This window comes from Halostagnicola alkaliphila (genome assembly GCF_055379965.1).
This window is the reverse complement of sequence record NZ_AP043826.1, coordinates 578,010-602,855: the sequence shown is the minus strand read 5'-3', so window position 1 is coordinate 602,855 and position 24,846 is coordinate 578,010. Positions and strand designations below refer to the sequence as shown.

Sequence of the window (24,846 nt, the reverse complement as noted above, 5' to 3'; positions counted from 1 at the left end):
AGTTCGGACCAACGGGATTATCCCGACCGGCACCGCGCGTTCGGGTATGAGCCAGTTCCCAGCGTTCGAGGTACTCCCGGCCGTCGACGTACAGGATGGAGAAGTCGTCCAGCTCGTCCAGGGCGAGCGCGGGACCGAGAAACGATACGGCGACCCAGTCGACGCCGCAGACCGGTGGACCGACGCGGGTGCGCGATCCCTCCATCTCGTCGACCTCGACGGAGCGTTCGAAGGGGAGCGAGCGAACGCCGACGCGATCGATGCAGTCGTCGATTCGGTGGACGTTCCGACCCAACTGGGCGGCGGGATTCGAACCGCCGAGGGTGCGATCGACCTGCTCGAGCGCGGCGTCGACCGAGTTATCCTCGGCACGGCGGCCGTCGAGAATCCGGAAATCGTCGCCGAAATCAGCGAAACCCACCCCGATTCGGTGGTCGTGAGCCTCGACGCGAAAGACGGCGAGGTCGTCGTGGAGGGATGGACCGAAGGAGCGGGTATCACGCCCGTCGACGCCGCCGAACGCTACGAGGACCTCGGAGCCGCTGGAATCCTCTTTACGAACGTCGACGTCGAAGGACAACTCGAGGGCGTCGCCACCGAGCCCGTTCGGGAACTCGTCGAGGCCACCGAGATCCCGATCGTCGCCAGCGGCGGGGTCGCCACGCTCGAGGACGTGCGGGCGCTCGAGGAAGCCGGCGCGGCCGCGGTCGTGGTCGGGAGCGCGCTGTACGAGGGCGAGTTTACCCTCGAGGAGGCACAGGCCGCCATCGAGAACCAATAACCCGAACCGATCTGAGAGCCGTGGCCGGGAGCGGGCGTTGAGCCACTGCGAGACGCCCGCGACCCGGGGAAAGGCAGGCGGTTTGCGAATTTTACCGCGAGGTCACGAGAGCGCGGCGCGACGCGCCGCGCAACGACGAACGGGCGACGCCCGTGAGTCAGTGACCGAGCGGGCCGACGACTGATGTGGAGACCCCGTTGGGGTCGGAACGGAAGGAGGAGCGCTTTTAATCGAATTTTTGCCGAGTGCGGTCGCTCGCGACCGCACGCAGCGCAAAACTTCGGTGTTAGAACTTCGTTCTCTAGGACTTCCAGAACGCCGGCGTCAACAGGACGAGCACGGGGATGATTTCGATGCGGCCGATCCACATCATGACGATCATGACGGACTTCGAGAGCGTCGAGAAGCCTTCGTAGTTGCCCATCGGGCCGGCCATCCCGAACGCGGGGCCGATATTCAGGAAGATCGATGCGGCCGCCCCGAGCGCGTCGAACTCCGAAACAACGGTGGAGGGGTTTCGAGCGGCGTCGACGACGAGGAAAATCGTCAACAGGAAAAAAATTACGATGGCGAGCAGGACGTAGGAAAAGATGTCGGTGATCGTGTCCTCGTCGACGACGCTGTCGCCGAGTCGCACGGGACGAACTGCTTGCGGGTGAATCGAGGTGAAGAGGTTCCGGTGGAGGCTCTTGAGAATTACGAGCCAGCGCAGGGACTTGATCGAACAGGTCGTACTCCCGGCCATCCCGCCGACGAACATGCACAAAAAGAGCATGTGCTTTGCGCCGGGCGACCAGCGGTCGAAGTCCACCGAGGCGTAGCCCGTCGTCGAGACGAGCGAGACGACGTTGAAGACGCCGTGTCGGATCGTCGACTCGAGCCCCTCTTCGAACGTCGAATCTGCGTACAAAATGCCGACGACGAGCAGGCTAAAGGTTCCGAGGACGCTCAGGTAAAAGCGGAACTCCTCGTTTTTGAACGGCTGCAGGTAGTCACCCTGGACGACGTAGTAGATCAACACGAAGTTCGTCGCCCCGAAAATCATGAAGGGGATAATGGCCCACTGAGCGATCGGTGAGAACGCGCCGGCACTCTGTGATTCCGGTGAAAATCCGGCAGTCGCAACGCTCGTGAGCGCGTGTGAAACGGCGTTGAACAGATCCATGTTCGGCGCCAGACCGAGGAGATAGAGCGCGTAAAAGGTCGTCGCAGCGGCGACGGTGAGTCCGACGTACAGCCCCCAGATGAGCCGGGCCGTATCGGCGATGTGCGGCCGCAGTTTGCGAACGTTTCGCGTCTGCGTTTCGGTCTCCATCAGCTGTGCGCCACCGACCATCAGGTTCGAGAGCAAGCCGATAGCGACGACCAGGATTCCCAGTCCGCCGAGCCACTGGATGAGTTGTCGCCAGAGCATGATCGCCCTCGAGTGCTCGCCGAAGTTGTCGATCACGGTCGCTCCCGTGGTCGTGAGCCCGCTCGTGCTCTCGAAGAGCGCGTTGACCGGATGGGCGAGCGTCCCCACGCCGGCGACGAAGAACGGGATCGCACCGACGGCGGCGACGGCGAGCCACGTCAGCGCGACCATCAAAAACGCTTCGCGCTGACCGAGGTCGCGTTCGGCGCTGAGTCGCTCGAGGGCGAGCCCCGAAAGGGCGGTTACGATAATCGCCACGACGAACGGCGTCGGGTTTGAGCCGTCGATCATCGCCAAAACGAGCGGCGCAGCCAGCGGAACGGCGAGCCACTTTAACACCGTTCCGGTGAGGCTGCAACTCGAGCGCCAGTCGACGCGAATCTTCATCGAGTCAGAACGTGAGGGGGAGAGGAAATAATCGGTTCGGTCGGCGACTCACCGATGACGAGCGGGGAGTGACGGACGAGGTGGTGGAGTGAAGAGGGGACGAGATATGGAGGAGAGGCCAGTTCGCGTTCAGGGCGATCGGTTGTAGCCGTGGCCGAAGTAGAGGGCCAGTACGTTGATGGCTAACAGAGCGAGAAACGCCATCGTAACGGTCGGGTCGCCGAGACCCTGGGAGAGCAACGGGACGTGAACGAACGGCAAGGCGATCGCAACCCAGAACGAGAGGAACTGGGCTGGTCGTTTGAACGTCCGGAGCAGGCGGCGATGGGCATCAATATCTCGATCCGTCTCAGTGGACGACTGAGCGATCGATTCGTTCGGAAGCGGGGAGGAGTTGGACATCTGGGGGTTCACCTCGGTTACTCATGACTGTCATCGGCAATAACATATAACAGGGAGAAGGTTGCCGTAATTTCGGTCCGTTTTACTCGAGTAGGCGATGTCATCTGACACTTTTAGACTGGCCAAGAAATCTTTAGACATTTTATAAAGAGATTTAAAGAGATATTCCGAATTTCGTCGAGTTGTCGAGAATTGGCTCCGGCGAGCCACTCGGCGGGCGGGTCGAGCGCAATCGCCTTGTACCGCCGGCCCCCTCGTTGGCCTATGAGCGAGCGAACGGCGACCGTCACCCGCGAGACGGCCGAGACGACGATCGAGTGTACACTCACAATCGAGGGAAGCGGGACCGCCGACGTCGAAACCGGAATCGGGTTCTTCGATCACATGCTGAGCGCACTGGCCAAACACGGACTGTTCGACCTCGAGGTCGACTGCGACGGCGATCTCGAGATCGACGACCACCACACGGTCGAGGACGTCGCGATCGTCGTCGGGACGGCGCTCTCGGACGCCCTCGAGGATCGAGCGGGGATCGTCCGCTACGCCGACCGACAGGTTCCGCTGGACGAAGCGGTCGCTTCGGCGATCGTCGACGTGAGCGGACGTCCCCGGTTTTACTTCGACGGCGAGTTTTCCCAGGACGAAATCGGCGACTTCACGAGCGACATGGCACGGCACTTCGGCGAATCGCTGGCGATGAACGCCGGACTGACGCTTCACCTCGCGGTCGAGGGTGAGAACGCCCACCACGAGGTCGAGGCGCTGTTCAAGGCGCTGGCTCGAGCGCTCGACGACGCGACGCGGTTCGACGAGCGCCGCGAGGGCGCGCCGAGCACGAAAGGAACGCTCTCGGAGTAACGGCGGTTCGAACGACGGTAAATACTAGTTGGACCGCACCGCCTCGAGACGACGCTCGAGAGGTGGCGTGAGCGAAACCAGTGACCGGAGCCGTCCACCTTCACCAGCTGTCGAATCGTGGTCCGTCTCGTACGTCTCGAGGAGCGTTGCTGTCTCCGTTCGTCCGGCTGCGGCGCGATCCGCGGCAAGCGTCCGGCGACGGAGCCACCAGCTGAACGCGAGCAAACAACCCAGTGCACCCGCCAGTCCGAGCAGTCCGAAGACGGAGAGCCCGACGACTACCGACGCGAGCAAGAGCCCCGCCGTGATCGCCTGAAGTTCTCGGAGACGCAACTCGTGACTTCCCGCCTCGCGAGCGCAGCGGGCCTCGAGTTCCGCGTCCGAACACGTCTCGAGGGCGTAGTCGGTGACGTACAGTCGGCGGTTCCAGAACGGGCCCTGCAGATAGACGGTGGCGGTTCGACTCTCGGCACCCGGAAGCACGCCGGCGATAGGCGCGTCGATACCGGTCGCCTCGAGCGCCTCCTCGAGTCGTCGACGCTGTTTCTCTGTTGGTTCGGAAACGTCGTTGAGGAGACGTGTCGAGAGCTGTCCCCAGACATAAAACAGGACGACGAACAGCGTTCCGGCGACTGGGCCGGCGACCCAGAACGGCGTCTCGAAGAGGAGACCCGTAACCGCGGTCACGACGACGGCGATTGCGAAGAGAGCGAGTAAAAACCTGGCCAGTTGCCACGTCGCGCGAGCGGCGGAAATTTCGGTGTCGGCTCGCTGGCGAGCGTAGGGGAAGACGCCGAGGTAGGAAACGATCACCACCGCGAAGACGGTACCGAGAGCGGGAATCCAGGCGAGCGGCATCGTGACACCACCGGCCAGCGCCGGATCGGCCGACTCGAGAACCGCCTCGGTTCTCGCGGGAAAGTCACCGATGAGGACGGTGCCGACGAACGTCAGGAACCCGACTGCGACGAGATGTTGATACGTCCCCGCGCTCGCTCGTTCGGGATCGGTATCGCCTCGAGCGGTGTACCAGCCGTACAATCGGAGCCAACAGAAGCCGATAACGAGGGCGAAACTGATTCCGAGCAGCGACTGGGAGGCCATACGGAGATCATGATACGTTCGTCAATTGAGCGTTTCGGATAACTAGAGAGGTGGTCTCCAGAGAGCGTCGAAAACGGGACGGAGAGGAGCGAACAGAGGGTTTAAGTACGAACGAGTTGATCGCCGTTTTCGGCAAACTCGCCGTCCTCGAGCGCGTGCTCGATGATCGCCTCGACTTCGCGCGTCTCGAGGTCGTAGGCGCCTGCGGCGAGCGTTTCGACGGCGCTGCGTTCCATCGGAAACTCCCGGTTTCGGAGGAGACGGACGACTTTTGCGTATCCTTGTGGCGGGCTGGCCGTCGAACCCGCATTCGAGCCGCTGGGGCTCGAGGAATCGGTACCCTCGGCGGACGGAGAGGAGTCCGTCTCAGTTCCCACGGATTCCTCGGTGCCCGTTGATTCCCCGGTGACCGCCGGTTCCTCGGCGCTCGAGTCAGCAGTCGCATCCGACGATTCCGGGGATGGATCTTCGGATTCGGCGGATCCGGAATCGGGGCTGCGCTCGAGGGTGATTCCACCGTCGCTGTCGTCTGCCCCCTTATCGTCGGATTCCGGATCCCCCGCGCCGGAGTTCCTCTTCGCTTCGTCCGTGCCGGGGTTCGTCTTGGCTTCGTCCACGTCGATAACGGACGGACGACCGGTCTGGGCCGACTCTTGCGGTGATTCCTCGTCCGCCGTGTCGGCCTCGCTCGCGCCGGCGGGAGGAGACGCGTCGTCGGTCGAATCGACGCCAGCGCGGGCGAGCAGCGGCTCGAGGAGGTCCTCGAGTTGCTCGCCGCACGCGCGACAGAGGACGACGCGGCGCTGTTCGGCTTCGGTCGGCTCGAGTTCGGGTGGCAGAAGTTCGAAGGTTCCCGCGGCGTCGGCTCCGCAGAAATCACAGTGACTGAGTGCGCGCATAGGTGCCCGTTTCGACTACGCCCTCAAAAACGTCCGTGAGTCAGCGCGATCGATGAGCGAAACGCGAGGAGTTCGCGGGGAGCGAGCGACCACCGAACATTATACCCCGGCCCGCATATATACGAGAACGAATGTTCGACGAGATCATGGAGAAGTTCGAGGGATCGCCGAGCCAGCAGGCGGTTATCCGCCTCCTGCTCGAGCGCGGATTCTCCGTCAACGACGAGGGGCGAGTCGTCTCCGGTGGGATCGAGATTCCGAACACGGGTATCGCTCGCGAAATCGATGTCGATCGGCGCGTCGTCGATTCGACCACGGATGCGATCCTCGAGGATCCCGAACTGCGACGGATCTTCCAGAACATCTCGCAGGTGCCGAGCCTGATGGACCTCGCGCCGGTGCTCGATCTGACCGTCCTGTCGATCGAGGTCGACGACGCGGACAAGAAGGGGATCGTCGCGACGATCACCGGCTTGCTGGCCGATCACGATATCTCGATCCGCCAGACGATCAGCGAGGATCCCGAGTTCACCGACGATCCGCGCCTGTATCTGGTCACCGACGAGGACCTGCCGGGAGACCTGTTTACGGATCTGCGCGAAATCACGTTCGTCCGCAAGATCGAACTGCAGTGAGAAGCAAGGCGAGAAGACAGTGACCGGAACGTACCGCACCCTCGCCGAGCCCGCCACCGCCGAGTTCGTCGTCCAGGGCTCGGAGTTCCTCGGACACGCCCGTCCGGTCGAGTCAGTCGACGCGGCGGAGGAGTTCGTCGAGACGGTCGAACGGGAGTACGACGACGCGACGCACAACGTCCCAGCCTATCGAGTGCGAGCGGACACCGAGGGCGACTTTCTGCGCGAGTACTCGAGCGACGACGGGGAACCCTCGGGTTCGGCCGGAAAGCCGGCGTTGAACGTCCTCGCACAGGAGGAACTCGAGAACTGCGCGGTCGTCGTAACGCGGTACTACGGCGGGACGAACCTCGGCGTCGGCGGCCTCGTCCGGGCCTATTCGAAAGCGGTCAAAGACGCCGTTGAGGAGGCGGGTGTCGTCGAGGAGCGGCCCCGCGAACGTCTCGGGATCACGGTCGAGTACGACGATTCCGGAACCGTCAGAGGGATCATAGAGAGCGAAGGATACGAGTTCGACGCGGCCTACGAGGCCGAGGTCTCCTTCGACGTTCGCGTCCCGCTCGCGGAGAGCGAGGCGTTCAAGGATCGGCTTCGGAGCGCGACGAGCGGACGGGTCGATCTCGAGTGAGCGCGACCCCGTTCGACGACGCCAGCCGTTGTTTCGAATCGAAACTGCTAATTCTCGCGACGAGGTGTCACGTACCATGAAAACGATCGCCGCGAACGATTACTACGACCTCGTACAGGTCGAGAGTCCCCAGATTTCGCCCGACAGCGAACGCGTTGCCTACGTCGAAAAAGTTCCAATTGACGAGGAGAACTACGAGGCGACGATTCACGTCGTCCCCCTCGGCGGGGACGACTCGAGGCAGTTCACCGTCGCCGAAGGCGTCGATAGCCAGCCGCGGTGGAGCCCCGACGGCGAACATCTCGCGTTCGTCAGCACTCGAGGCGCGGACGACGACCGGCCGCAGTTGTGGGTCCTTCCAACCGACGGCGGCGAGGCGAGACAGGTGACGGACGTCGTCGGGGGCGTTTCGGGAGTCGAATGGAGTCCAGACGGAACGAAGCTCCTGTTTGCTCAGTCCGCGACGAAAGCCGATCGCGAGGAGGGACGAGACCTCGAGGTCGAGCCCGAGTACGAACCGGAGTCGCCCGATCCGCGGGTAATCGATCGGATGATCTACCGCGCCGGCACGCAGTATCTCGACGGGAAGCGGGCGCACGTCTACGTACTCGACGTAGAGGCCGCCCTCGAGGGTGGGGTGGCCAGATCGAGTGGGAACGAGAACGAAGACGACACGACCTCACTCGAGCGGCTTACGGACGGCGACGAGGATCACATCGGGCCGACGTGGGGCGATAGCGAGACGGTATACTACGCGAGGAAGGCGGTCGAAGACGATCGAGTGCCGGACGATTCGGTCACCTTCGAACTGCTCGAGTGCGACCTCGAGTCGGGAGCGACCGAAGCGTTCGCGGAGACGACGGGCTGGGTCGGCTCGCTGTGGGCGACCGAAGACGGCCGAGTCGCCTACCCCTACGCACCCGAAGAACGCCTAACGCTGGCACAGACCCAGATTCGAGTTCACGACCGGAAGACGGGCGAGGAGACGACGCCGACGGAATCGTTCGACCGCGATCTCGCCCACGACGGCCACGTCGAGTGGGGCCCCGACGGCGAATCGTTGTACTTCACCGCGCCCGACGAGGGATCCGTCGTCTGTTATTCGGCACCCGGAGACGCGAGCGAGCCGCCGGAGCCGGTCTACGGCGAGGGCGTTACCGTCGAGGACTTCTCGGTCGGCCCGGACGCCATCGCGTTCGTCCAGAGCGAGTGGGACCACCCCGGAGATGTCTTCGTGACGACTCGAGGCGGCAACGAGACCACGCGGCTGACTCGCGCCAACGACGAGTATCTCACCGACCGCGCAGTCTCTCAGCCCGAGGAAGTGTGGATTGACGGCGACGCGGGACCGATCCAAGGATGGGTGCTCACGCCGCCCGAGTTCAACGAGAGCGAAACCTACCCGCTCGCCGTCGAAATCCACGGCGGGCCCCACGTCCAGTGGACCACCTCGGGGTCGATGTGGTACGAGTTTCAGGCGCTCGCCGCTAGCGGCTACGTCGTCTTCTGGTGTAATCCTCGAGGCTCGACCGGCTATGGCGAGGAGCACGCGGCGGCGATCGAACGCGACTGGGGCGACGTGACCCTTGCCGATATTCTCGCCGGCGTCGACGCGATCTGCGAGCGCGAGTACGTCGACGGGGACGAAGCGTTCGTCACGGGGGGGAGTTTCGGCGGCTTCATGACCGCCTGGACCGTCACCCAAACGGATCGATTTCGGGCCGCGGTTTCCCAACGGGGCGTCTACGACCTGACGGGATTCTACGGCTCGACGGACGCGTTCAAGCTGATCGAGGGCGACTTCGGCACGACGCCCTGGGACGAACCCGAACTCCTCTGGGAACAATCTCCCGTGGCACACGTCGACGGCGTCGAGACGCCGACGCTCGTGATGCACTCCGATCGGGACTATCGGACGCCCGCCAATACCGCTGAACTGTTCTACCTCGGGCTGAAGAAATACGGCATCGACACCCGCCTCGTGCGCTATCCTCGAGAGGGCCACGAACTCTCCCGGAGCGGCGAACCGGCACACGTCGTCGACCGCGTCGAACGCATCCGCCGCTGGTTCGACGGCTACTCGAGTCACCGCGATTCCCAGCCCGCCCTCGAGCGCGACCCCGGCGAGGGATTGAGCGGAGGCGAGAACGGGAACGACGGTGAGGGGGACGACGGCGGGAACGAGGACGAAACGGAGTAGGTGCAATTCGACTGCAGCTATTGACCGGCGAATCGCAAGCAGGGTCGAGGGTTCGAGGTGAAACGAGAGGGTTCAAATGGCCGAGAGAGATTGGGTCTCTCGAGTTGAAACGTGGGTGTGGAACGGAGACCCAATGCAGGGTACGACGTGCCGACAGCTGACGGGAATACCGTTAGGAAGTCCGAGCCCGAAACCCAGCTATGGACCGAAACGTCGGCGGCAGCGATCGACTGCTTCGGGTCGTCGGAGGACTCGCACTGCTGATCTACGGGTACCGTAACCGACAGAAAACGATCGGAACGCTCGCGTTCGTCGCCGGAAGCGATATATTCGCGACCGCGATCATCCAGCGGTGTCCGATAAACGCCCTGTTCGGGATCGATACCTGCGGCGAGGAATAACGTCTCGTTCGAGCGCTGGCTCCTGCGGGGAGTGTAACGCCCGCAAAGAATTACGATCCGAGAATCAGGTCGTTCGGAAGGCGCGATCGCCGGCGTCGCCCAGTCCGGGGACGATGAAGCCGTCGTCGTCCAGTCGGTCGTCGATCGAGACGGTGAGGAGATCGACTTGGTCGAACCCCTCGTCGACTCGGAGGAGCCCGTCGGGTGCAGACACTGCAGAGAGAACGATGAGGTGTTCGGGATCGACTGAGTTCTCGACGACGTGATCCAGGACGGCACACATCGTACTGCCCGTCGCGAGCATCGGGTCGGCGACGATGACGGTATCCTCCTCGTGAATCTCGGGCAGTTTTACGTAGTCGATAGTGATCGGGAACGAGCCGTCCTCGCCCCGACCGGCTTCCTCGTCCCTGCTCGCGCTGATGACTCCCTGTCGCGCCCGCGGGAAGGCTTTCAACAGCCCCTCGACGAACGGGGTCGCCGCGCGCAACACGTTGATGATGACGACGTTATCGAGTCCCTTGACGCGCTCGCCCATCGTCGGCTCGAGGGGTGTTTCGATCTCGGCGTACTCGGTTTCCATCCGTCCGTCGATGATCTCGTAGCCGCAGATTCGGCCCAGTTTGACCAGCCCTTTCCGGAAGCCGACCTGTTCGGTTTCGACGTCCCGAAGGCGTGAGAGGGTGTCTTTCGCCAGTGCGTGCGTGACGACGTAGGCGTTGTCCCGCTTGTCTATCGGCATAGTAGTACAGCCACCCGCCGGATAGTTCATGGTATCGATCCGATTCGAACGGGTAACGACGACCGAACTCGCAGATTTCCCCCTAGCGGAGAAGTTTATACCGCTTCGCGCCATACCACTCGCTCAATCGAATGGAAGAGAGTATCTCGGGTTTCAAAGTCCGCGGTGATTGGGCGACCATCGTCGAGCACGGCGAGCGGGTCACACGCGCACTCAGAGACGCCGGTGTCCACGACCCCGATCACGACTACGGCGCGCGCTTCGCTCGAGCCTTCGAAGAGTGGGAAGAATGGCGGCCCAAGGCCCACGAAACGCTCGATCGAGACGTCAGCGAGAAGACCGCAGAGCAGGCGAGCGTCGAGGAGGGGAAAGGCGAAAAGGCCGGAAAGGGTCCCGACGAGGATATCAAAGCAGCGGGTGAAAAGCTCTCGGAGTCCTACGAACAGTTAGAGGAGGACGACGCCGAAGCCGCCGTCGACAACTGGAAGGAGTCCATCGATTACGTCGCTCGGGCGGCGGATTCAGCGAGTCGAAAAGCGCTTCGGCGCGTCGAGGACACGGTCTATCAGAACGTGATGACTCAGCTTGCGCCGTACTACTTCGACAACGACCTCATCAGCGCCAACATCCAACAGTCAGCTCGCGGAAACGACAACGGCGAGTCGTTCGTCTTCGAGGTCAACGTTAACGACGACGTGCTCAAAGACGACGTTTCGGAATCGCTCGCGTCCTACGAGGACGAGGTCGACCGATGGCACGTCGTCACCGAGAAGGACACCGAGGCCGCCGAAGCGATCGAAGGTGTCGAGCCGCCGCCGGAGCCCGAAGACAACTCGAAATCGACGACGAACTAACGGTCTCGCGGCGCTTTTCATCGGCACCAACGCTCGAGAACGCCGGCGTCGCCAATAGGTCGGCACACACTTGTAGGACCCGCTGGTAAGCCCGTGTAGATGGTCGATATCGCGACGATCGCGACGTTTCTCGTGGCCGCGCTCGCGGCGCTCTTTATGGCCTGGTCGATCGGCGCGGGCTCGAGCGGTTCGACGCCGTTCGCCCCAGCCGTCGGTGCGAACGCGATTTCGGTCATGCGAGCCGGGTTTTTCGTCGGCATCCTCGGATTTGCCGGTGCGGTGTTACAGGGTGCGAACGTCTCCGAAGCCGTCGGAACCGAACTGATCGACGGGGCCACGCTGTCGCCGATCGCCGCTGCGGTGGCGCTCACCATCGCGGCAACGCTGGTCGCGATCGGCGTCTTCGCCGGCTACCCGATAGCGACGGCGTTTACCTCTACTGGAGCCGTGATAGGGGTCGGACTAGCGATGGGGGGCGACCCCGCCTGGGCGAAGTACACGGAGATCGGCGCGATGTGGATCCTGACGCCGTTCGTCGGCGGTGGAATTGCGTACACGATCGCACGAATTTTGCGCGACGAGCCGATCCGCGAAAAGCGCTTGATCGTGGGGCTCGCCGCGCTGGTCGGTGCGGTGGTCGCAAACATCGAGTTCGCCGTCCTCGGGCCACCCGACGGTGGAGAATCGATCGCACAGACGGTCGGCGGCTGGCTCCCGTTGTCGCCGACCCCCTCCGTCGCCAGCGTGACCCTGGCGATAGCGATACTCTGGGGAGTCGCCGTCGGGGCCGACCTCAACAAGGGAATCGAACGCGGCGAGAGACACTTCCTGCTCGTTCTCGGCGGCCTCGTCGCCTTCTCGGCGGGCGGCAGTCAGGTCGGTCTCGCGATCGGACCGCTGGTGCCCATCTCCGGCGACCTCGAGCTTCCGCTGATCGCGTTGCTCCTCGGGGGCGGAGTCGGGCTCCTGATCGGCTCGTGGACGGGTGCGCCACGGATGATCAAAGCGATCTCGCAGGACTACTCCTCGCTCGGCCCGCGTCGATCCATCGCAGCGCTGATCCCGTCGTTCGCGATCGCACAGGTTGCCGTTTTGTACGGCATCCCCGTCTCGTTTAACGAAATTATCGTGAGTGCGATCATCGGAAGCGGCTACGCTGCCTCGACGGCCGGTGGTGGCGTAAGCGGCAGAAAAATGGGGTACACCGTTCTCGCGTGGGTCCTCTCGCTCGTCGGTTCGATCCTCATCTCCTTCGTCGGCTACTGGGTTATCGAGTCCCTGCTTCTCTGAGAGGAAGGTGACGACCGCGATACCGAACGGCATTTACACGAACGGCCGTGAATTCCAGTATGGCAGTAGACGATTCCGAACCGATTCAGTGGCGGCGGGACGCCGCAACGTCGCGAACCGTTCGTATCCTGTGGTCACTCGGCGTCGGGACGTTCTTCGCCGCGGCGCTCATCATCGTCTTCTGGCGATTGTTCGATATGACCGGTCAGACTGGCGGCCAATCGATCATCGTCGCCGGACTCGCCGCGCTCGTCGTTACAATCCTCGCGTTCGCGTTCGGCAGTAATACCGAACAGCGAGTCGCGCGGGTGAGCGAACGGCTCCCGATCAGTGCACCGACCGGAACGAGCCTCGAGCGGGCACTCGACGCGGCGCTCGGAATGCTCGTGATGGCCGGCGCGATTGCGGTCCTGATGGCGATCGGTCGGTACGTCTCGCAGAACGAACTGCTGGAACTCGGTGCCGGTCCGTTTACGTTGCTCGCGGCGCTGACGATTCCGCTCGCCCTCGTCGCGATTGCACTCTCGTCGTTTCTCCGATCGGTCGGCACGCTCGATCACGAAGAGCGAGTGATCTACCTCCACGACCCCGATCAGGCGATCGAACTCGAACTGATCGAGGACGCCTCGATCCGCAGGCTCGGAGACGCGGCAATCTTGAGCCTCGAGTACGCGCAACCGGACGGTCAGTACGTGCAGGGACCGCGGCGGATCGTCGTTCCGCCGGCGGTTGCACGTGAAGTACAGGGGTTAATCAACGCCGACGACTGAGAGAGTCGGTTGGAAGTCATTTCCGGCCACTTTCCACCCCGCTCTGGCGACAAAACGGTACACAGTTACAACCGAGCGCATGGGCGTTCCTCGGAATTTCGTCCGCCTCGTCTGCTCCTCCGTTCGACTTCGGCCGCTCGTGCCCCGCCTACTCCTCCGTCTCAGCTTCAGCCGCTTGCGTCTCCTCGTCATCGACCGGCTCCTCGAGCTTTCGAAGTCGGGCTTTCAAGATTCGGGTGTTTTCGACGTCTTCGACGGTGATCCGGACGCCCTCGTAGGTGAGTTCCTCGCCCTCTTCGACGAGTCGGCCCGCCCGATTGAAGATGAAGCCAGCAATGGTTTCGAACTCCTCTCCTTCGGGCAGTTCGATCTCGAGGGCCTCGTTAACGTCCTCGATATTGACCTCGCCGCGGACGAGGACGGTCCGCTCGTCGATTTCCTCGACCGGGAGGTCTTCACCACCCTCGAGGATCTCGCCGATAATCTCCTCGATCATGTCCTCCATCGTCACCAGCCCCTCGGTGGTGCCGAACTCGTCGATGACGATCGCCATGTGCATCCGGTTTTCGCGCATCTCGGTGAGCAACTCGTCGACGTTTTTCGACTCGGGAACGTGAAGCGTCGGCTGAATAAGATCGTCGATCTCGAGATCTTCGGCCTCGGTTTCACCGTAGTTCAAGTCGCGAACGAGATCGCGGATGTGGACGATCCCCAGGACGTTGTCGAGGCTGTTTTCGTAGACCGGTACTCGAGCGTGGCCGCTCTGAATGCAGGTTTCGATCGCCTCGTCGATGTCGGCGTCTTTGGGAACGGCCGTCATATCGAGTCGCGGAGTCATAACCTCCTTGACGATAGTGTTGTTGAACCGGAAGATCCGCGTGAGCATTTCGTGTTCTTCTTCCTCTAAAACGCCCTCGCGCTCGCCGGACTCGATCATCTCCTGAATTTCGTCGCGAGTCACGTAGGGAGACTCGATCGCTCCCGTGGAGCCGGTAATACGATTAACTTGTCGGGTGAGATAATCGAACAGGACGATGAGCGGATAGAGGAGATACTCGGTCCCCTTGAGGGGTTTTGAGATCTTGACCGACCAAGTTTCGGTGTTCTCGACGGCGTAGGACTTGGGAACGCTCTCGCCGAACAGCAAGACGATCGCCGTAATCCCGAACGTCGCCAACAGGACAGCAGCCAATCCGCCGAAATAAAAGCCGAGCAACGCAGTCGCGATCGAGGACATCGCGATGTTGACGATGTTGTTCCCGACGAGGATCGTCACGAGCAGTCGGTGTGGGTCCTCCTTGAGAGACTTTACCCGCTCTGCGCCCGGAATCCCCTCTTCGACCATTCCCTCGACGCGGTGTTTCGGGAGCGAGAACATCGCGATCTCCGAGGACGAGAAAAAGCCCGATAATGCGATGAGGACGACGACCGCGAGCGTCCCGAGAATCGTTACTGTCGACCGGTCGAACTCGAGTCCGGCAACTGGAACCTCGTATGTGGCAAGCAAGATGTCGAGGAACGAAGACAACGCCATTGATTAGTGGGGAATTATCACCCTGCCGACTAACCCTTTATCCTTTTGCGACGGATTTCCGGCGACGACACGTTTACCCGCCCGTTTCACCAACGAACACACATGAGCGCACCGACTGAACAACCGATTACCCTGTACCGACTGCAGGCCTGTCCGTACTGCGAACGCGTCGTTACCCTCCTCGAGGAGTACGGCCTCGAGTACGCCTCGCGGTACGTCGAACCGATGCACTCCGACCGCGACGTCGTCAAACGCGTCGCCGGCGTCCGATCGGTTCCCGTCATCGTCGACGAGGAAACGGGCGTTACGATGGCCGAAAGCGGAAACATCGTCGAGTACCTCGAGCGGACGTACGCGGGAGCGAGCGAGAATAATGGCGGATCCACGGGGGGTGACGACTGAATGCCGGATTTCGACGTCGTCGAACTCGGCCCGGCGGACCATCCCGAAGCCGGGGCGAAAGCGCCGGATTTCACCCGACCGCTCGTCAACGACGAGTTCTGGGAGGATCGCTCGCTATCGGAACTCACCGACGAGGGGCGAGTGATTCTCGTCTTCACGCCGATGATCGGCTCCTACGCGGCCAAGTACGTCTGGGACGAGCTCACAGAACGGGAGTGGGACGACGCCGACGCGAGGGTCGTCGGCGTCAGCGCCTCGACCCCCTACGCCCACTCGAGCGTGATCGGGGAAAACGAGTACCCCTTCGACCTGTTCGCGGATCCGGCGAACGGCGTCGCGGAACGGTACGGCATCGCTCACGACCTCGACGGAATGGCTGGCGTTTCGGAGCCACGAACCGCCTTCTTCGCGATCGGTTCGGACGGCGTCGTCGAAGCGAGCTGGGTCGCCGCCGAGTGGCCCGAGTTCCCCGAGTACGACGACCTCGAGGAGCAGTTCGGGCTCGAGTAATGGGAGGGGTCGCAGTCGACCGTCTCGCATCGGTCGAACGCGGTACGTTTTTGCCCGCGACGGGCGGAGGTCGTGACGACAACCGTGCCACCATCATCCCTCGAGCGTGCGGCCGATGCGATCCGCGACGGCGATCTCGTCGTCTATCCGACCGAAACCGTCTACGGCCTCGCGGCCGACGCGCTCGATGCGGACGCCGTCGAGCGCGTGTTCGACGCGAAATCACGGGATCGATCGAACCCCATCTCGTTCGCCGTCCCGTCGGTTCCCACGGCGCTCGAGCACGTCCGGACGACCACCCGCGAACGGGAGTTCATGGCGTCGTTCCTCCCCGGTCCCGTCACCGTCCTCTGTCGACGACGAGAGGCCGTGCCGGACGAACTCACCGCGGGTGCCGACCGCGTCGGCGTCCGCGTTCCGGACCACCGACTCGCGCTGGCGCTTTGCGAGCGGGCCGAAACGCCGATCACGTCCACGAGCGCGAACATCAGCGGTCGCTCGAGCGCCAGGCGGGTTGGATATTTGGACCCGGAGATCCGCGACCGAGCGGCGGTGGTGCTCGACGGCGGCGAAACCGCGGGCACCGAAAGCACCGTCGTGAACGTCTCGACCGGTGTAATTCACCGTCGCGGCGCTCAGGCTGGAGAGATTGAGCGGTGGCTCGAGGAGCGGTGAGCGAATCGCGGGTCCTCGCGATCACCGAACGGTGCCGAAAGACCGCTTACCCTAACCCGAGCAGCGACCGCAAGGTCCGCGTTCTGACGCCACACTCGCCAGCGTACTCACAAGCCTCGCACTTGGAATCGTTTCGAATCCTCGCAGGCGGCCCGTCGAGTTCGCGAACCGTCCGAAGCACCCGTCGGTACCTGGCCTTCCGACGAGTCGTCATCTCGAGGCGCCGAACGACGCCGTAGGCGGGGTACTCGAGCCAGGCGCCCTCGATCGGCGTTTCGTGCTCCCAGGCGAGCGCCTTCGCGGCCGCGACGGCGTGGACCGACTGGGACTCCCAGACGCCGGTTTCGGGCGGTTTACCCGTCGAGACGAGCGTCGGCTCAAGCGGATCTGAGAGGACCTTGTGAACGATGCCGCGTACATCGCGGCCGGTGGCGAGAACGGATTCGGCGGCGGGGTCGCAGATGGCTTCCCACCGGTCCGCGCGCTCGAGTCGATCTCGGCTCCCCTCGAGCGCTCGTCGGTAGGAATCGGGATCGGTTTTGATCGGTTCGTTCGCGAGGGCGTTCGTATCGGCCTCGAGAAGCGGTTGGTACCGAAAGGCGAGCGAACGGATTCGGTCGACGGCCGCGGGCGGATCGCGCTCATCGCGACGACGATCGTAATAGCATTTACGCGGACAGTAAGCGGCCGATCGGAGATCGCTGAAAGCGACGCGGGACACGGTCGCGTTGGCTGCCCGATTTGATAAAAAGTCTCGCCCGGTTCAGAGCGAGACGTCGGTTTCCATTCCCTCGGTGGCGTCCTCGAGGCCGTCCTCCCGGACGTCGCTTGCCAGTCGCTGGGTCAGGTCCGAATCCGCCAGAATGCTGTCGAGCTCGTCCCGGTAGCGATCGTTCGCCGCTCTCGATTCGTCTCGAGCCGACGCGATTCGACGGTAGCGTCGGATCTGTTCTTCGCTGGCGTCGTACTCGTCGGCGAGCGTAGCAGGATCTTCATCGCGCTCGCGGATCGCCACGAGATCGACTTCGTCCGCGTCGGCCTCGTCAACCAGGTGAAGCGAGAGCCTCGCCTCGAAGATGTCCGCTTCCGTGACATCGAGTTCCCCGGCGATCTCCTCGTCGCTCATCCCCTCGTAAAACCCCTTGGCGACATCGATCAACTCCTCGTTCGTAAGCGGGGTCTCGAAATCATACCGTTCGCGCATCTGTGTGACGACGCTCTCGAGGCGCTCGTTGTTCGTTCGCTCGTCCTTCTCGAGCGAGCCGCGACTCGCCGTCTGGGACTCTGTGACAGTCTCCTCGCCGTCAGTGACGTTCGTAAAGATATCGCGTAGTTCCTCGGTTTTTTCGTTCATGAGTGGACATTGGAGATAGGACGCTATATAAGCCTGTTGCCAGATATCGTCGCGAAGCAGAAGAAACGTCCCACAGTTGTAAACTCAAAACATAAATAATATTTTACGGAGAAGGCGTCGGGTAGGGGTACCGAACGCGGTGATAAGAGTTAAGTCGAATCCCCGCACGTGATAGAACATGAACATTGTCGCACAGGCGGGCGCGTCGAGGGACATGTATCTGGGGCTTCACGGCGTCGAGATACTCCTGTTTTACTTCCTCGTCGCGGTCACGCTCTTCGTCTTCGCTTACGGCGTGTATCGCCGATTCGAACGCTACACCCGCGGGGGCGAGGATCCGCTTGCTCGGCTCAACGACCTGCCGAATCGAATCGTCAGTGCAGCCAAAATCGTTCTTTCGAACGAGAAGCAGTTCAACAGGGACCTCTACGGCGGACTGATGCACTCGTTTATCATGTGGGGCTTTCTGACGCTGCTCATCGCGACCATTATCATCGGCTTCGAAGCCTACGCGACCGATATGCTCTTTGGCATTCTCTTCTGGGAAGGCGACTTCTATCTGGCCTACCAGTTCATGGTCGACGCGATGGGACTGCTGTTCGTCGTCGGTATCGGGATGGCCATGTATCGGCGCTACTGGGTCCGCAATCACCGCCTTTGGGATCGCCACACCTCGAGTGAGGACGATATCTTCATCTGGACGCTGTTCGGCCTCGGCGTCGGCGGCTTCCTCCTCGAGGGGTTCCGTATCTACATCACGGGGATGCCCGAGCACGAAATCGTCAGCTTCGTCGGCTACGGACTCGCGATGCTGTTCGGTGCAATCGGGATCCCGACGGTCGGCGGCGCGGACGTCGCTCAGGAGTACGTCGCGATGGGCGCGTTCGGCGCGAACGCCGAAACCCTCCACTGGCTCTCGTGGTGGTCCCACTCGCTTCTCGCGCTCTTTTTCATCGCGTGGATCCCCTACGCCAAGCCGTTCCACATGATCTCCTCGTTCGCGAACGTCGTCACGCGTGACGAGAAAGCGGGCGCACGGCTCCCCGGCGTCCCCTCAGATCTGGACGCGACCAACGCCGAGGACATTGACGACTTTACCTGGAAAGATATCCTCGACCAGGACGCCTGTACCAAGTGCGGCCGCTGTTCGTCGGTCTGTCCCGCGAAAGCCTCCGACCGCCCGCTCGACCCGCGAAACGTCATCCTCGATCTGAAACAGTACCGCGAGGAACTCGACGCCGGCGGCGAGGAGCAGCCGATCATCGCCGATGGCGGGACGAGCGTGATCAACACCGAGACGATGGAGTCCTGCATGGCTTGTATGGCCTGTATGGACGCCTGTCCCGTCGAAATCGAGCACCTGAACTCCTTCACCAAGCTCAACCGTCAGATGACCGACCAGGGAGACATCGCCTCCTCCATGCAGGACGTCTTCCAGAACGTCATGCAGGACGGCAACACCTTCGGTAACAGCCCCCGAAACCGCGCCGACTGGGCCGACGAACTCGAGTTCGACGTGACCGACGCCCGCGAGGAGGAAGTCGACTACCTCTGGTACGTCGGGGACTTCCCGAGCTACGACGAGCGCAACAAGCAGGTCGCCCGCTCGCTCGCGACGATACTCGAGGAGGCCGACGTGAGCTTCGGCATCCTCTTCGAGGACGAAAAGTACGACGGCAACGACATCCGCCGCGTCGGCGAGGAGTTCCTCTACATCGAACTCGCCGGCCACCACGTCGAGTCATTCGAGGAGTGCGAGTTCGACAAAATCGTCTGTACGGACCCGCACTCCTACAACACATTCGAGAACGAGTATCCGGAGGTCGACTTCGAGGAGTTCGCCGACGATCCGATCATGCCCTTCGAGTACGACGAGTTCTGGAACGACGACGGCGAGATCGACGTCCTCCACTGGACCCAGGCCGTCGAAGAGCTGGTCACCGACGGCGCGCTCGAGCTTTCGGGCACCGAACTCGACTACACCGTCACCTACCACGATCCGTGCCACCTCGGGCGGTACAACGACGAGTACGAAGCGCCTCGAGAACTCATCCGCGCGACGGGCTGTGAGCTCGACGAAATGCCGCGCAATCGCTCGAACTCGTTCTGTTGTGGCGGTGGCGGGGGCGGACTCTGGATGGACTTCGAAGAGGAACCCAAACCGAGCGAAGAGCGCATTCGGGAGGCACTCGAGGACACCGACGCCGGGAGCGGCGTCGAAAAGTTCGTCGTTGCTTGTCCGATGTGCATGACGATGTACGAGGACGGACGCAAAACGGGCGGCTTCGAGGACGACATCGAGGTCGTCGACGTCGCCGAACTAATCGTCGAAGCGATCGGGAAAGAAGACGAAGCGAGTCTCGAGGTCGCGGCCTAAATTGAAGCGGGATCGATTCGCTCGGCGAGTCCGTCGAAGTCGTCGTCGAAGCTACAAATGGCGTCGATATCGTACGCTTCGACGAGAGCGATGCTATTTGCATCGGTGAAACTGAGCGATTGGTCATCGTATCGCTGAAACATCTCGATCGTTCGGTCAAACAGCGCTTCAGTGACGTGGAGCAGTTCGAACGTTTTCGGGTACGTTCGATACCACGGATCCGATCTCCCGCTTGTTTTGCAGCACTGAATTGTCCCGTTCGTTGGCGGACCAACGTGATCGTTTCGTCGTACACGTACTCGCTCGTAAAGAGTCGGCCGAATTCGCCCCGTTGCCGCCTGTTTTACCGCTCGAGTGCGACATCGTGACGTGCAGAATCACGATCCTGAAGCGCGTAGAAGACACCCGTATCAAAGAAAAGACTCATTCGAGTTCAGCGCCGTACAGCGCATCGTCGATGTTCTCCTCGGAGATTGGATTTCCGGACGCGACCGTTCCGGCAAGTAACTGCTTGACTTCCGCTTCGGATAGCCCGTCCCACTCATCGCGAAACGAATCGATGAATTCGGAGTGAGAGTCGTAGGCGGTATCGACCAGCCGTTTTAACAGCTCCTGTTGCGTTACTTTCCGTCCCGTCTCAAGCTTGATTTCCGCTTGTAACCGTTCGAGACGATCTTTCGTTCGTTTGTCCATCTTTACCGAGGTCGCCATAGAGAATAGTAGTGGTAGTAGAAAAGTAAACCTTTCTACGACTGGTAAACCCCTCGATAGCGTACGTAGCAGCGGGAACAGGCGAGAGTCGCTCTTCAGCGGAACAAAACGTGATCGCAACGAAGATTTATGCAGAGACGTCTCGAGACGCCTTCCCGGTGCCCTCCTCGAGTCGCATGTCGCGAACGTACTCGAGGAAGTTCTCGAAGACGAGTTTCGCCTGACAGGCTCGCTGGTAGTTCTCGTCGGTGATCTCCGCGAGGACGGATTCGCGGCGTTCGTCGGAGAGTTCCTTTCGGTGGACGAGCTCGCGTGCGGTCTTCGTGTCGTATTCGGGATGGAACTGAACGCCGAAGACGCGGCCCTTGTTGAAGCCGTGGTTCGAGTACTCGTTTTCGGCCAGCGGCTCGGCACCCGGCGGAAGCTCTGCGACTTCGTCGGAGTGACTCGTGAAGGCGGTGAACTCGCCGTCGATGCCCTCAAAGAGTCTCGAGGAGCCGGTGTGTTCGATCTCGCTGTAACCGACCTCGTAGGCACCCATGTCGGCGACGGTTCCTCCGAGGACGTCCGCGAGGAGTTGGTGTCCCCAACAGATACCCAGAAACGGTACGTCGGCGTCGATCGCTTCACTAACCCACTCTTTGACCGGAAGGATCCACTCGTCGTCCCAGTAGACCGACGAGCGAGAACCGGTCACGACTGCGCCATCGAAGTCGACCGTGTCGGGGAGCTCGCCGCCGTTAACGTCGAACTCCACTAACGAGGCGTCGAGTTCGCGTCGGAAGTTTCGCGTCGTGTTCGCGTCCTCGTGTGCGGCGTTGAGAACGGCGATACGGAGCTGACTCATTACCAGTTGTAGACGGCTCGGTGGAAAAAGGCCTTGCGCCCACCACGGGCGTTGCCGTGACCTGCGTCGAGGCAGAGCCGGATCGGCAGTATTCGAACCGTAGTCAAAACCACGGCCGTCGAAATCGGGCTACGGCCCTCGAGCGACTCGCCGGGTTCATCGACGCGGGAGAACTCGAGAGGAGCCACAGCTATTACGGATCAGCGTCGCCGTTTCCGGAAACGGTTGTATTCTCGAGGGGACTTAACTGATCGAACTGTGCAGTACGAGTTCCCATCACGCTTCGGATGATACGTCTTCGTAGAAACATGGACGCAGGCTGGCTCTCCGGAGTGGATAGAACGGATACTGTAGAGACAAACATCGCCGACCGGCTCTGGCTCACGCTCGGCGCTGCGACGCTCGCAATCGTGGTGATAATTGTCGCCATCTCCGGATACATTTTTACGGTCGGTGACCCGACCGTCGAGCCGCCGGCCGGCGTCGTATACGGCTCGAGCGCTATCGCGCTCGCGTTGGCGGCGTCCCTGCTGTGGTGGCAGTTCGACGAAGCTGAACGGCGAACGGCGTTCCCAATCCGTCGACCGAATCGAGCCGAGCTTGTCTGGACACTCGCCTTCGTTCCGCTCGGGCTAGGCGCGTTTCTCGGCGGCGAGTGGGTCGCGGGGCTTTTCGGGTTCGAAATGGAACCGTTCTACGCGTACGACTTGACCGACCCCCTGACGTTCGCCGGGGTCGTGTTGGGGGCGGTGATCGTGGCACCGGTCGCCGAGGAACTCCTTTTCAGAGGGGCACTGATCAGTTCGCTCGACGACCGCGGGTGGTCTCCGATAGCTGCGGGCTTCGGTTCGATCGCCGTCTTCGCCGGGTATCACGTCTTCGGACTCGGCATCGCGGGCGTGTTCGCGATCGCCGCGTGGGCGATCTTTCCGACGATACTCCGGATTCGGTTCGACAACCTCGCCGGGGCGTGGTTACTTCACCTGTTGAACAACGTGTACGCGTACGTGATCGTGACTCTATTCGTCGCCTAAGCGAGAGAACTGACGAGAAACGTTCAGGAGCATCTATCGGTTCTGCGACGGGACGAGCGCGCGAACGATCTCGCGCTCCGCTCGGCGGAGCAGATCCGAGGCGGTGCTCTCGGAACAATTCAATTCCGTTGCGATTTCGGCGAGCGATCCCTCTCGAGGGACTTCGTAGTATCCGACGTACTCGGCGGTCCGTAAGGCGCGATACTGTCTCGCGGTTAATCGATCGGTGAGCCGTCGTTCGTGACCGCGATAATCACCGACCGACTCGATTTCGATCGACACCGCTTCGGAGAGATCGGACACGACCTCACGGAGTTCCTGAAAGTCCCCGAGAATCGTGACCGTGACCGTTCCGTCCTCGACGACGACCGGCGGGGCGTGGATGAAGTCGTGGCCCAAAAATACCGACCACCACGAGGTCCGCTCGTGGGCGTCTTTCTCCTGCGTGTAGACGTAGAATCTGCCGTCGCCGACCGGCCTGATCTCGTGTTTGCGTATTTCGGAGGCATCCGCCAACGCATCCGCATAGACGTCCGGGTCCCCGTGAACGAAACACAACTGATTGAGAATTAGTTGACGGCTCATTCGCCACATGAGCAGTTCTTCCCTGATGATCGCATCGCTGGCAGCCAGCCGACGACTCAAATCGGACTGAATCGACGGGTCAGGAACGACGGTGAGATCGATAAACTGCATTCGGCAAACCGTTCAAGTGAGTAATACAAAAATGTGGCTGGTGGGAGCCTGTCTCGAGTCCGAAACGGCGGCTATCGGAATCAGCGCTCGTCTTCCTGCGCCTCGAGAAAACCCAGCAATCGATCGTTCACGGTTCGGGAGCGTTCGATGAACGCGAGATGGCCCGCGTCATCGATCGCTTCGAACTCGCCGCGTGGAAGTTCTCGAGCGAGCCGCTCGCCGCCCTCGGGATCGACGAGTTCGTCTTCGGATCCGTGGACGACAAGCGCGGGCTGGGTGACCTCGACCAGCCAATCGGTCGCATCGAATCTGGAGAGTGCACCGAGTTGGGCCTCCCATCCCGTTCGGGAGGCGTCGCCGTCGGCTCGCCAGTCGACGATCCCCTCGAGTACCTCGGGCTGGCGTTCTCGGAAGTCCGCCGAGAAGAGGGTCTCGAGCGACGAGCGGATCGCCTCCCGGTCCTCCGGCGGGGCGAACAGCGGCTCGAGGTCGAACGCAGATTCCGTCGGTGCGGCTCCGAGCAGCGTGAGCGTCTCTACCCGATCCGTCGTGCGTGCGGCCTCGAGCGCGACGGCACCGCCGAGGCCGGCACCGACGACGTGGGCCGATCGGGTCCCGGAATCGGCGATAACGGCCTCGAGATCCGCTGCGAGCGTCTCGAGGTCGTAGGGTCCGGAGGGCGCGTCGGATCGGCCCGTTCCTCGAAGATCCCAGACGATGGTTTCGAACGGGCCGGCGAGAGCCGCGTGTTGCCAGCCCCAGGACCAGCCGCCGAGGCCGGCTTCGGGGACGAATACGACGGTATCGGAACTACCCGCGGGACTATCTCGATAACCGTCGCCGTCGACCTCGTAGTGAAGCGAGACGTCTCCGTTCGACGCAGTTGGCATGTTCGACTCGAAGGGGCCGAGACGGGCACCGGTTTCGGTTTCGACTCGCCGGTGAACCGCCTCGGGATCAAGTGGTTCGAGACGCCAAAGGCGTCTCGTCATCAAGCGAAACCAAAGGTTTCGCGGACCTCGAGGCACTCGCCTTGCTCATCTGTAGAAAACGCCGCAATATGGACGAACGCGTTAGCGCCAGGACGGAAGTTTCGGCGCATCGTCGGCCTGCATCGAAAGCCACGCACCGTCGGCTGAAATGTCCGCGATGACGTATTCGCTGCTCGATCCTCCCGAATCGATGGAGCCAACGACGGTGTCGTCGGACCCAACCGAATGTGCGTGAGTGTTGGGCATGGGAGAAGTTCTCACCCACACACGTATAAACTCATCGAAATAGACTGTCCAATGGAAATGACTGCCGGCTCGATTGGCTCGATGGAGGTTCCGCTAACAGCGC

Annotated in this window: 28 protein-coding genes; 14 read left to right on the top strand and 14 right to left on the bottom strand. The window is 62.1% G+C overall.

Translation table 11 applies throughout. The features are described 5' to 3' along the window. Positions 1–46: 46 nt before the first annotated feature. Positions 47–781 (top strand): 1-(5-phosphoribosyl)-5-[(5-phosphoribosylamino)methylideneamino]imidazole-4-carboxamide isomerase, encoded by a 735-nt coding sequence (hisA, locus tag ACZ5C7_RS08135; RefSeq protein ID WP_464375833.1) that lies wholly within the window; start codon positions 47–49, stop codon positions 779–781. 301 nt (positions 782–1,082) lie between these two features. On the opposite strand, the gene ACZ5C7_RS08130 is transcribed toward hisA, so the two are convergent. Together ACZ5C7_RS08130 and ACZ5C7_RS08125 are read right to left on the bottom strand one after the other, a co-directional pair. After that, the gene (locus ACZ5C7_RS08130) at positions 1,083–2,582 is read right to left on the bottom strand and encodes a TrkH family potassium uptake protein (RefSeq protein WP_464375832.1); all 1,500 of its coding nucleotides are present in this window, start codon (positions 2,580–2,582) and stop codon (positions 1,083–1,085) included. A 129-nt stretch (positions 2,583–2,711) separates the two neighbouring features. Continuing rightward, entirely contained in the window at positions 2,712–2,984 is a 273-nt protein-coding gene (locus ACZ5C7_RS08125) for a DUF8028 family protein (protein ID WP_464375831.1), read from the bottom strand. Positions 2,985–3,248: 264 nt separating this feature from the next. Here ACZ5C7_RS08125 and hisB point away from each other — a divergent pair, with 264 nt between their 5' ends. Further along, positions 3,249–3,842, top strand: a complete 594-nt coding sequence (hisB, locus tag ACZ5C7_RS08120; RefSeq protein WP_464375830.1) for an imidazoleglycerol-phosphate dehydratase HisB — start codon at positions 3,249–3,251, stop codon at positions 3,840–3,842. Positions 3,843–3,866: 24 nt separating this feature from the next. On the opposite strand, the gene ACZ5C7_RS08115 is transcribed toward hisB, so the two are convergent. Then, complete coding sequence (locus ACZ5C7_RS08115; protein WP_464375829.1) at positions 3,867–4,946, bottom strand: M48 family metalloprotease; 1,080 nt, start codon at positions 4,944–4,946, stop codon at positions 3,867–3,869. Between the two features lie 101 nt (positions 4,947–5,047). After that, positions 5,048–5,845 carry a prolipoprotein diacylglyceryl transferase gene (locus ACZ5C7_RS08110; RefSeq protein WP_464375828.1) on the bottom strand — a complete coding sequence of 266 codons (798 nt, stop codon included), beginning with the start codon at positions 5,843–5,845 and terminating at the stop codon, positions 5,048–5,050. 131 nt (positions 5,846–5,976) lie between these two features. Between ACZ5C7_RS08110 and ACZ5C7_RS08105 the strand changes: the two genes are divergently transcribed. From ACZ5C7_RS08105 to ACZ5C7_RS08090, 4 genes are all read left to right on the top strand, one after another. Further along, positions 5,977–6,480, top strand: a complete 504-nt coding sequence (locus tag ACZ5C7_RS08105; protein WP_464375827.1) for an amino acid-binding protein — start codon at positions 5,977–5,979, stop codon at positions 6,478–6,480. A 19-nt stretch (positions 6,481–6,499) separates the two neighbouring features. Continuing rightward, positions 6,500–7,108 (top strand): IMPACT family protein, encoded by a 609-nt coding sequence (locus ACZ5C7_RS08100; protein ID WP_464375826.1) that lies wholly within the window; start codon positions 6,500–6,502, stop codon positions 7,106–7,108. Between the two features lie 76 nt (positions 7,109–7,184). Continuing rightward, the gene (locus ACZ5C7_RS08095) at positions 7,185–9,308 is read left to right on the top strand and encodes a S9 family peptidase (protein ID WP_464375825.1); all 2,124 of its coding nucleotides are present in this window, start codon (positions 7,185–7,187) and stop codon (positions 9,306–9,308) included. A gap of 200 nt (positions 9,309–9,508) precedes the next feature. Then, positions 9,509–9,709 (top strand): YgaP family membrane protein, encoded by a 201-nt coding sequence (locus ACZ5C7_RS08090; protein ID WP_464375824.1) that lies wholly within the window; start codon positions 9,509–9,511, stop codon positions 9,707–9,709. Between the two features lie 64 nt (positions 9,710–9,773). Here ACZ5C7_RS08090 and upp read toward each other — a convergent pair whose 3' ends face one another. Then, positions 9,774–10,451, bottom strand: a complete 678-nt coding sequence (gene upp / locus ACZ5C7_RS08085; protein WP_464375823.1) for a uracil phosphoribosyltransferase — start codon at positions 10,449–10,451, stop codon at positions 9,774–9,776. A 131-nt stretch (positions 10,452–10,582) separates the two neighbouring features. Here upp and ACZ5C7_RS08080 point away from each other — a divergent pair, with 131 nt between their 5' ends. The 3 genes from ACZ5C7_RS08080 to ACZ5C7_RS08070 all read left to right on the top strand — a co-directional run bounded on the left by ACZ5C7_RS08080 (position 10,583) and on the right by ACZ5C7_RS08070 (position 13,365). Beyond that, positions 10,583–11,305, top strand: a complete 723-nt coding sequence (locus ACZ5C7_RS08080; RefSeq protein WP_464375822.1) for a DUF5828 family protein — start codon at positions 10,583–10,585, stop codon at positions 11,303–11,305. Positions 11,306–11,404: 99 nt separating this feature from the next. After that, positions 11,405–12,595 carry an anion permease gene (locus ACZ5C7_RS08075; protein ID WP_464375821.1) on the top strand — a complete coding sequence of 397 codons (1,191 nt, stop codon included), beginning with the start codon at positions 11,405–11,407 and terminating at the stop codon, positions 12,593–12,595. A gap of 59 nt (positions 12,596–12,654) precedes the next feature. Beyond that, the gene (locus tag ACZ5C7_RS08070; protein WP_464375820.1) at positions 12,655–13,365 is read left to right on the top strand and encodes a hypothetical protein; all 711 of its coding nucleotides are present in this window, start codon (positions 12,655–12,657) and stop codon (positions 13,363–13,365) included. Positions 13,366–13,513: 148 nt separating this feature from the next. Here ACZ5C7_RS08070 and ACZ5C7_RS08065 read toward each other — a convergent pair whose 3' ends face one another. Continuing rightward, positions 13,514–14,899 (bottom strand): hemolysin family protein, encoded by a 1,386-nt coding sequence (locus ACZ5C7_RS08065; protein ID WP_464375819.1) that lies wholly within the window; start codon positions 14,897–14,899, stop codon positions 13,514–13,516. 102 nt (positions 14,900–15,001) lie between these two features. Here ACZ5C7_RS08065 and ACZ5C7_RS08060 point away from each other — a divergent pair, with 102 nt between their 5' ends. The 3 genes from ACZ5C7_RS08060 (at position 15,002) to ACZ5C7_RS08050 (ending at position 16,486) form a co-directional block, all read left to right on the top strand. After that, entirely contained in the window at positions 15,002–15,301 is a 300-nt protein-coding gene (locus tag ACZ5C7_RS08060) for a glutaredoxin family protein (protein ID WP_464375818.1), read from the top strand. After that, entirely contained in the window at positions 15,302–15,811 is a 510-nt protein-coding gene (locus ACZ5C7_RS08055; protein WP_464375817.1) for a redoxin domain-containing protein, read from the top strand. Between the two features lie 84 nt (positions 15,812–15,895). Then, positions 15,896–16,486, top strand: coding sequence for an L-threonylcarbamoyladenylate synthase (locus tag ACZ5C7_RS08050; RefSeq protein WP_464375816.1), 591 nt, complete (start codon positions 15,896–15,898; stop codon positions 16,484–16,486). 46 nt (positions 16,487–16,532) lie between these two features. Here the strand turns inward: ACZ5C7_RS08050 and ACZ5C7_RS08045 are convergent, their stop codons facing one another. Together ACZ5C7_RS08045 and ACZ5C7_RS08040 are read right to left on the bottom strand one after the other, a co-directional pair. After that, entirely contained in the window at positions 16,533–17,207 is a 675-nt protein-coding gene (locus tag ACZ5C7_RS08045) for a CRISPR-associated protein Cas4 (RefSeq protein WP_464375815.1), read from the bottom strand. Between the two features lie 42 nt (positions 17,208–17,249). Continuing rightward, on the bottom strand, positions 17,250–17,840 hold the full coding sequence (locus ACZ5C7_RS08040; protein WP_464375814.1) for a conditioned medium-induced protein 4: 591 nt from the start codon (positions 17,838–17,840) through the stop codon (positions 17,250–17,252). Between the two features lie 178 nt (positions 17,841–18,018). Here ACZ5C7_RS08040 and ACZ5C7_RS08035 point away from each other — a divergent pair, with 178 nt between their 5' ends. Next, a complete protein-coding gene (locus tag ACZ5C7_RS08035; RefSeq protein WP_464375813.1) occupies positions 18,019–20,217 on the top strand; it encodes a heterodisulfide reductase-related iron-sulfur binding cluster in 2,199 nt (732 codons plus the stop codon). Here the strand turns inward: ACZ5C7_RS08035 and ACZ5C7_RS08030 are convergent. The 3 genes from ACZ5C7_RS08030 to ACZ5C7_RS08020 all read right to left on the bottom strand — a co-directional run bounded on the left by ACZ5C7_RS08030 (position 20,214) and on the right by ACZ5C7_RS08020 (position 21,775). Next, entirely contained in the window at positions 20,214–20,360 is a 147-nt protein-coding gene (locus tag ACZ5C7_RS08030) for a hypothetical protein (RefSeq protein WP_464375812.1), read from the bottom strand. The genes ACZ5C7_RS08035 and ACZ5C7_RS08030 overlap by 4 nt on opposite strands. A gap of 280 nt (positions 20,361–20,640) precedes the next feature. After that, positions 20,641–20,928 (bottom strand): hypothetical protein, encoded by a 288-nt coding sequence (locus tag ACZ5C7_RS08025; RefSeq protein WP_464375811.1) that lies wholly within the window; start codon positions 20,926–20,928, stop codon positions 20,641–20,643. 127 nt (positions 20,929–21,055) lie between these two features. After that, the gene (locus tag ACZ5C7_RS08020) at positions 21,056–21,775 is read right to left on the bottom strand and encodes a type 1 glutamine amidotransferase (protein ID WP_464375810.1); all 720 of its coding nucleotides are present in this window, start codon (positions 21,773–21,775) and stop codon (positions 21,056–21,058) included. A gap of 308 nt (positions 21,776–22,083) precedes the next feature. Here ACZ5C7_RS08020 and ACZ5C7_RS08015 point away from each other — a divergent pair, with 308 nt between their 5' ends. Next, positions 22,084–22,809 carry a CPBP family intramembrane glutamic endopeptidase gene (locus ACZ5C7_RS08015; RefSeq protein ID WP_464375809.1) on the top strand — a complete coding sequence of 242 codons (726 nt, stop codon included), beginning with the start codon at positions 22,084–22,086 and terminating at the stop codon, positions 22,807–22,809. Positions 22,810–22,842: 33 nt separating this feature from the next. Here the strand turns inward: ACZ5C7_RS08015 and ACZ5C7_RS08010 are convergent, their stop codons facing one another. The 3 genes from ACZ5C7_RS08010 to ACZ5C7_RS08000 all read right to left on the bottom strand — a co-directional run bounded on the left by ACZ5C7_RS08010 (position 22,843) and on the right by ACZ5C7_RS08000 (position 24,743). Then, complete coding sequence (locus tag ACZ5C7_RS08010; protein WP_464375808.1) at positions 22,843–23,505, bottom strand: helix-turn-helix domain-containing protein; 663 nt, start codon at positions 23,503–23,505, stop codon at positions 22,843–22,845. A gap of 80 nt (positions 23,506–23,585) precedes the next feature. Next, positions 23,586–24,395 (bottom strand): alpha/beta fold hydrolase, encoded by an 810-nt coding sequence (locus tag ACZ5C7_RS08005; protein WP_464378413.1) that lies wholly within the window; start codon positions 24,393–24,395, stop codon positions 23,586–23,588. Between the two features lie 183 nt (positions 24,396–24,578). Beyond that, the gene (locus ACZ5C7_RS08000; protein WP_464375807.1) at positions 24,579–24,743 is read right to left on the bottom strand and encodes a DUF7556 family protein; all 165 of its coding nucleotides are present in this window, start codon (positions 24,741–24,743) and stop codon (positions 24,579–24,581) included. Positions 24,744–24,846 lie beyond the last annotated feature (103 nt).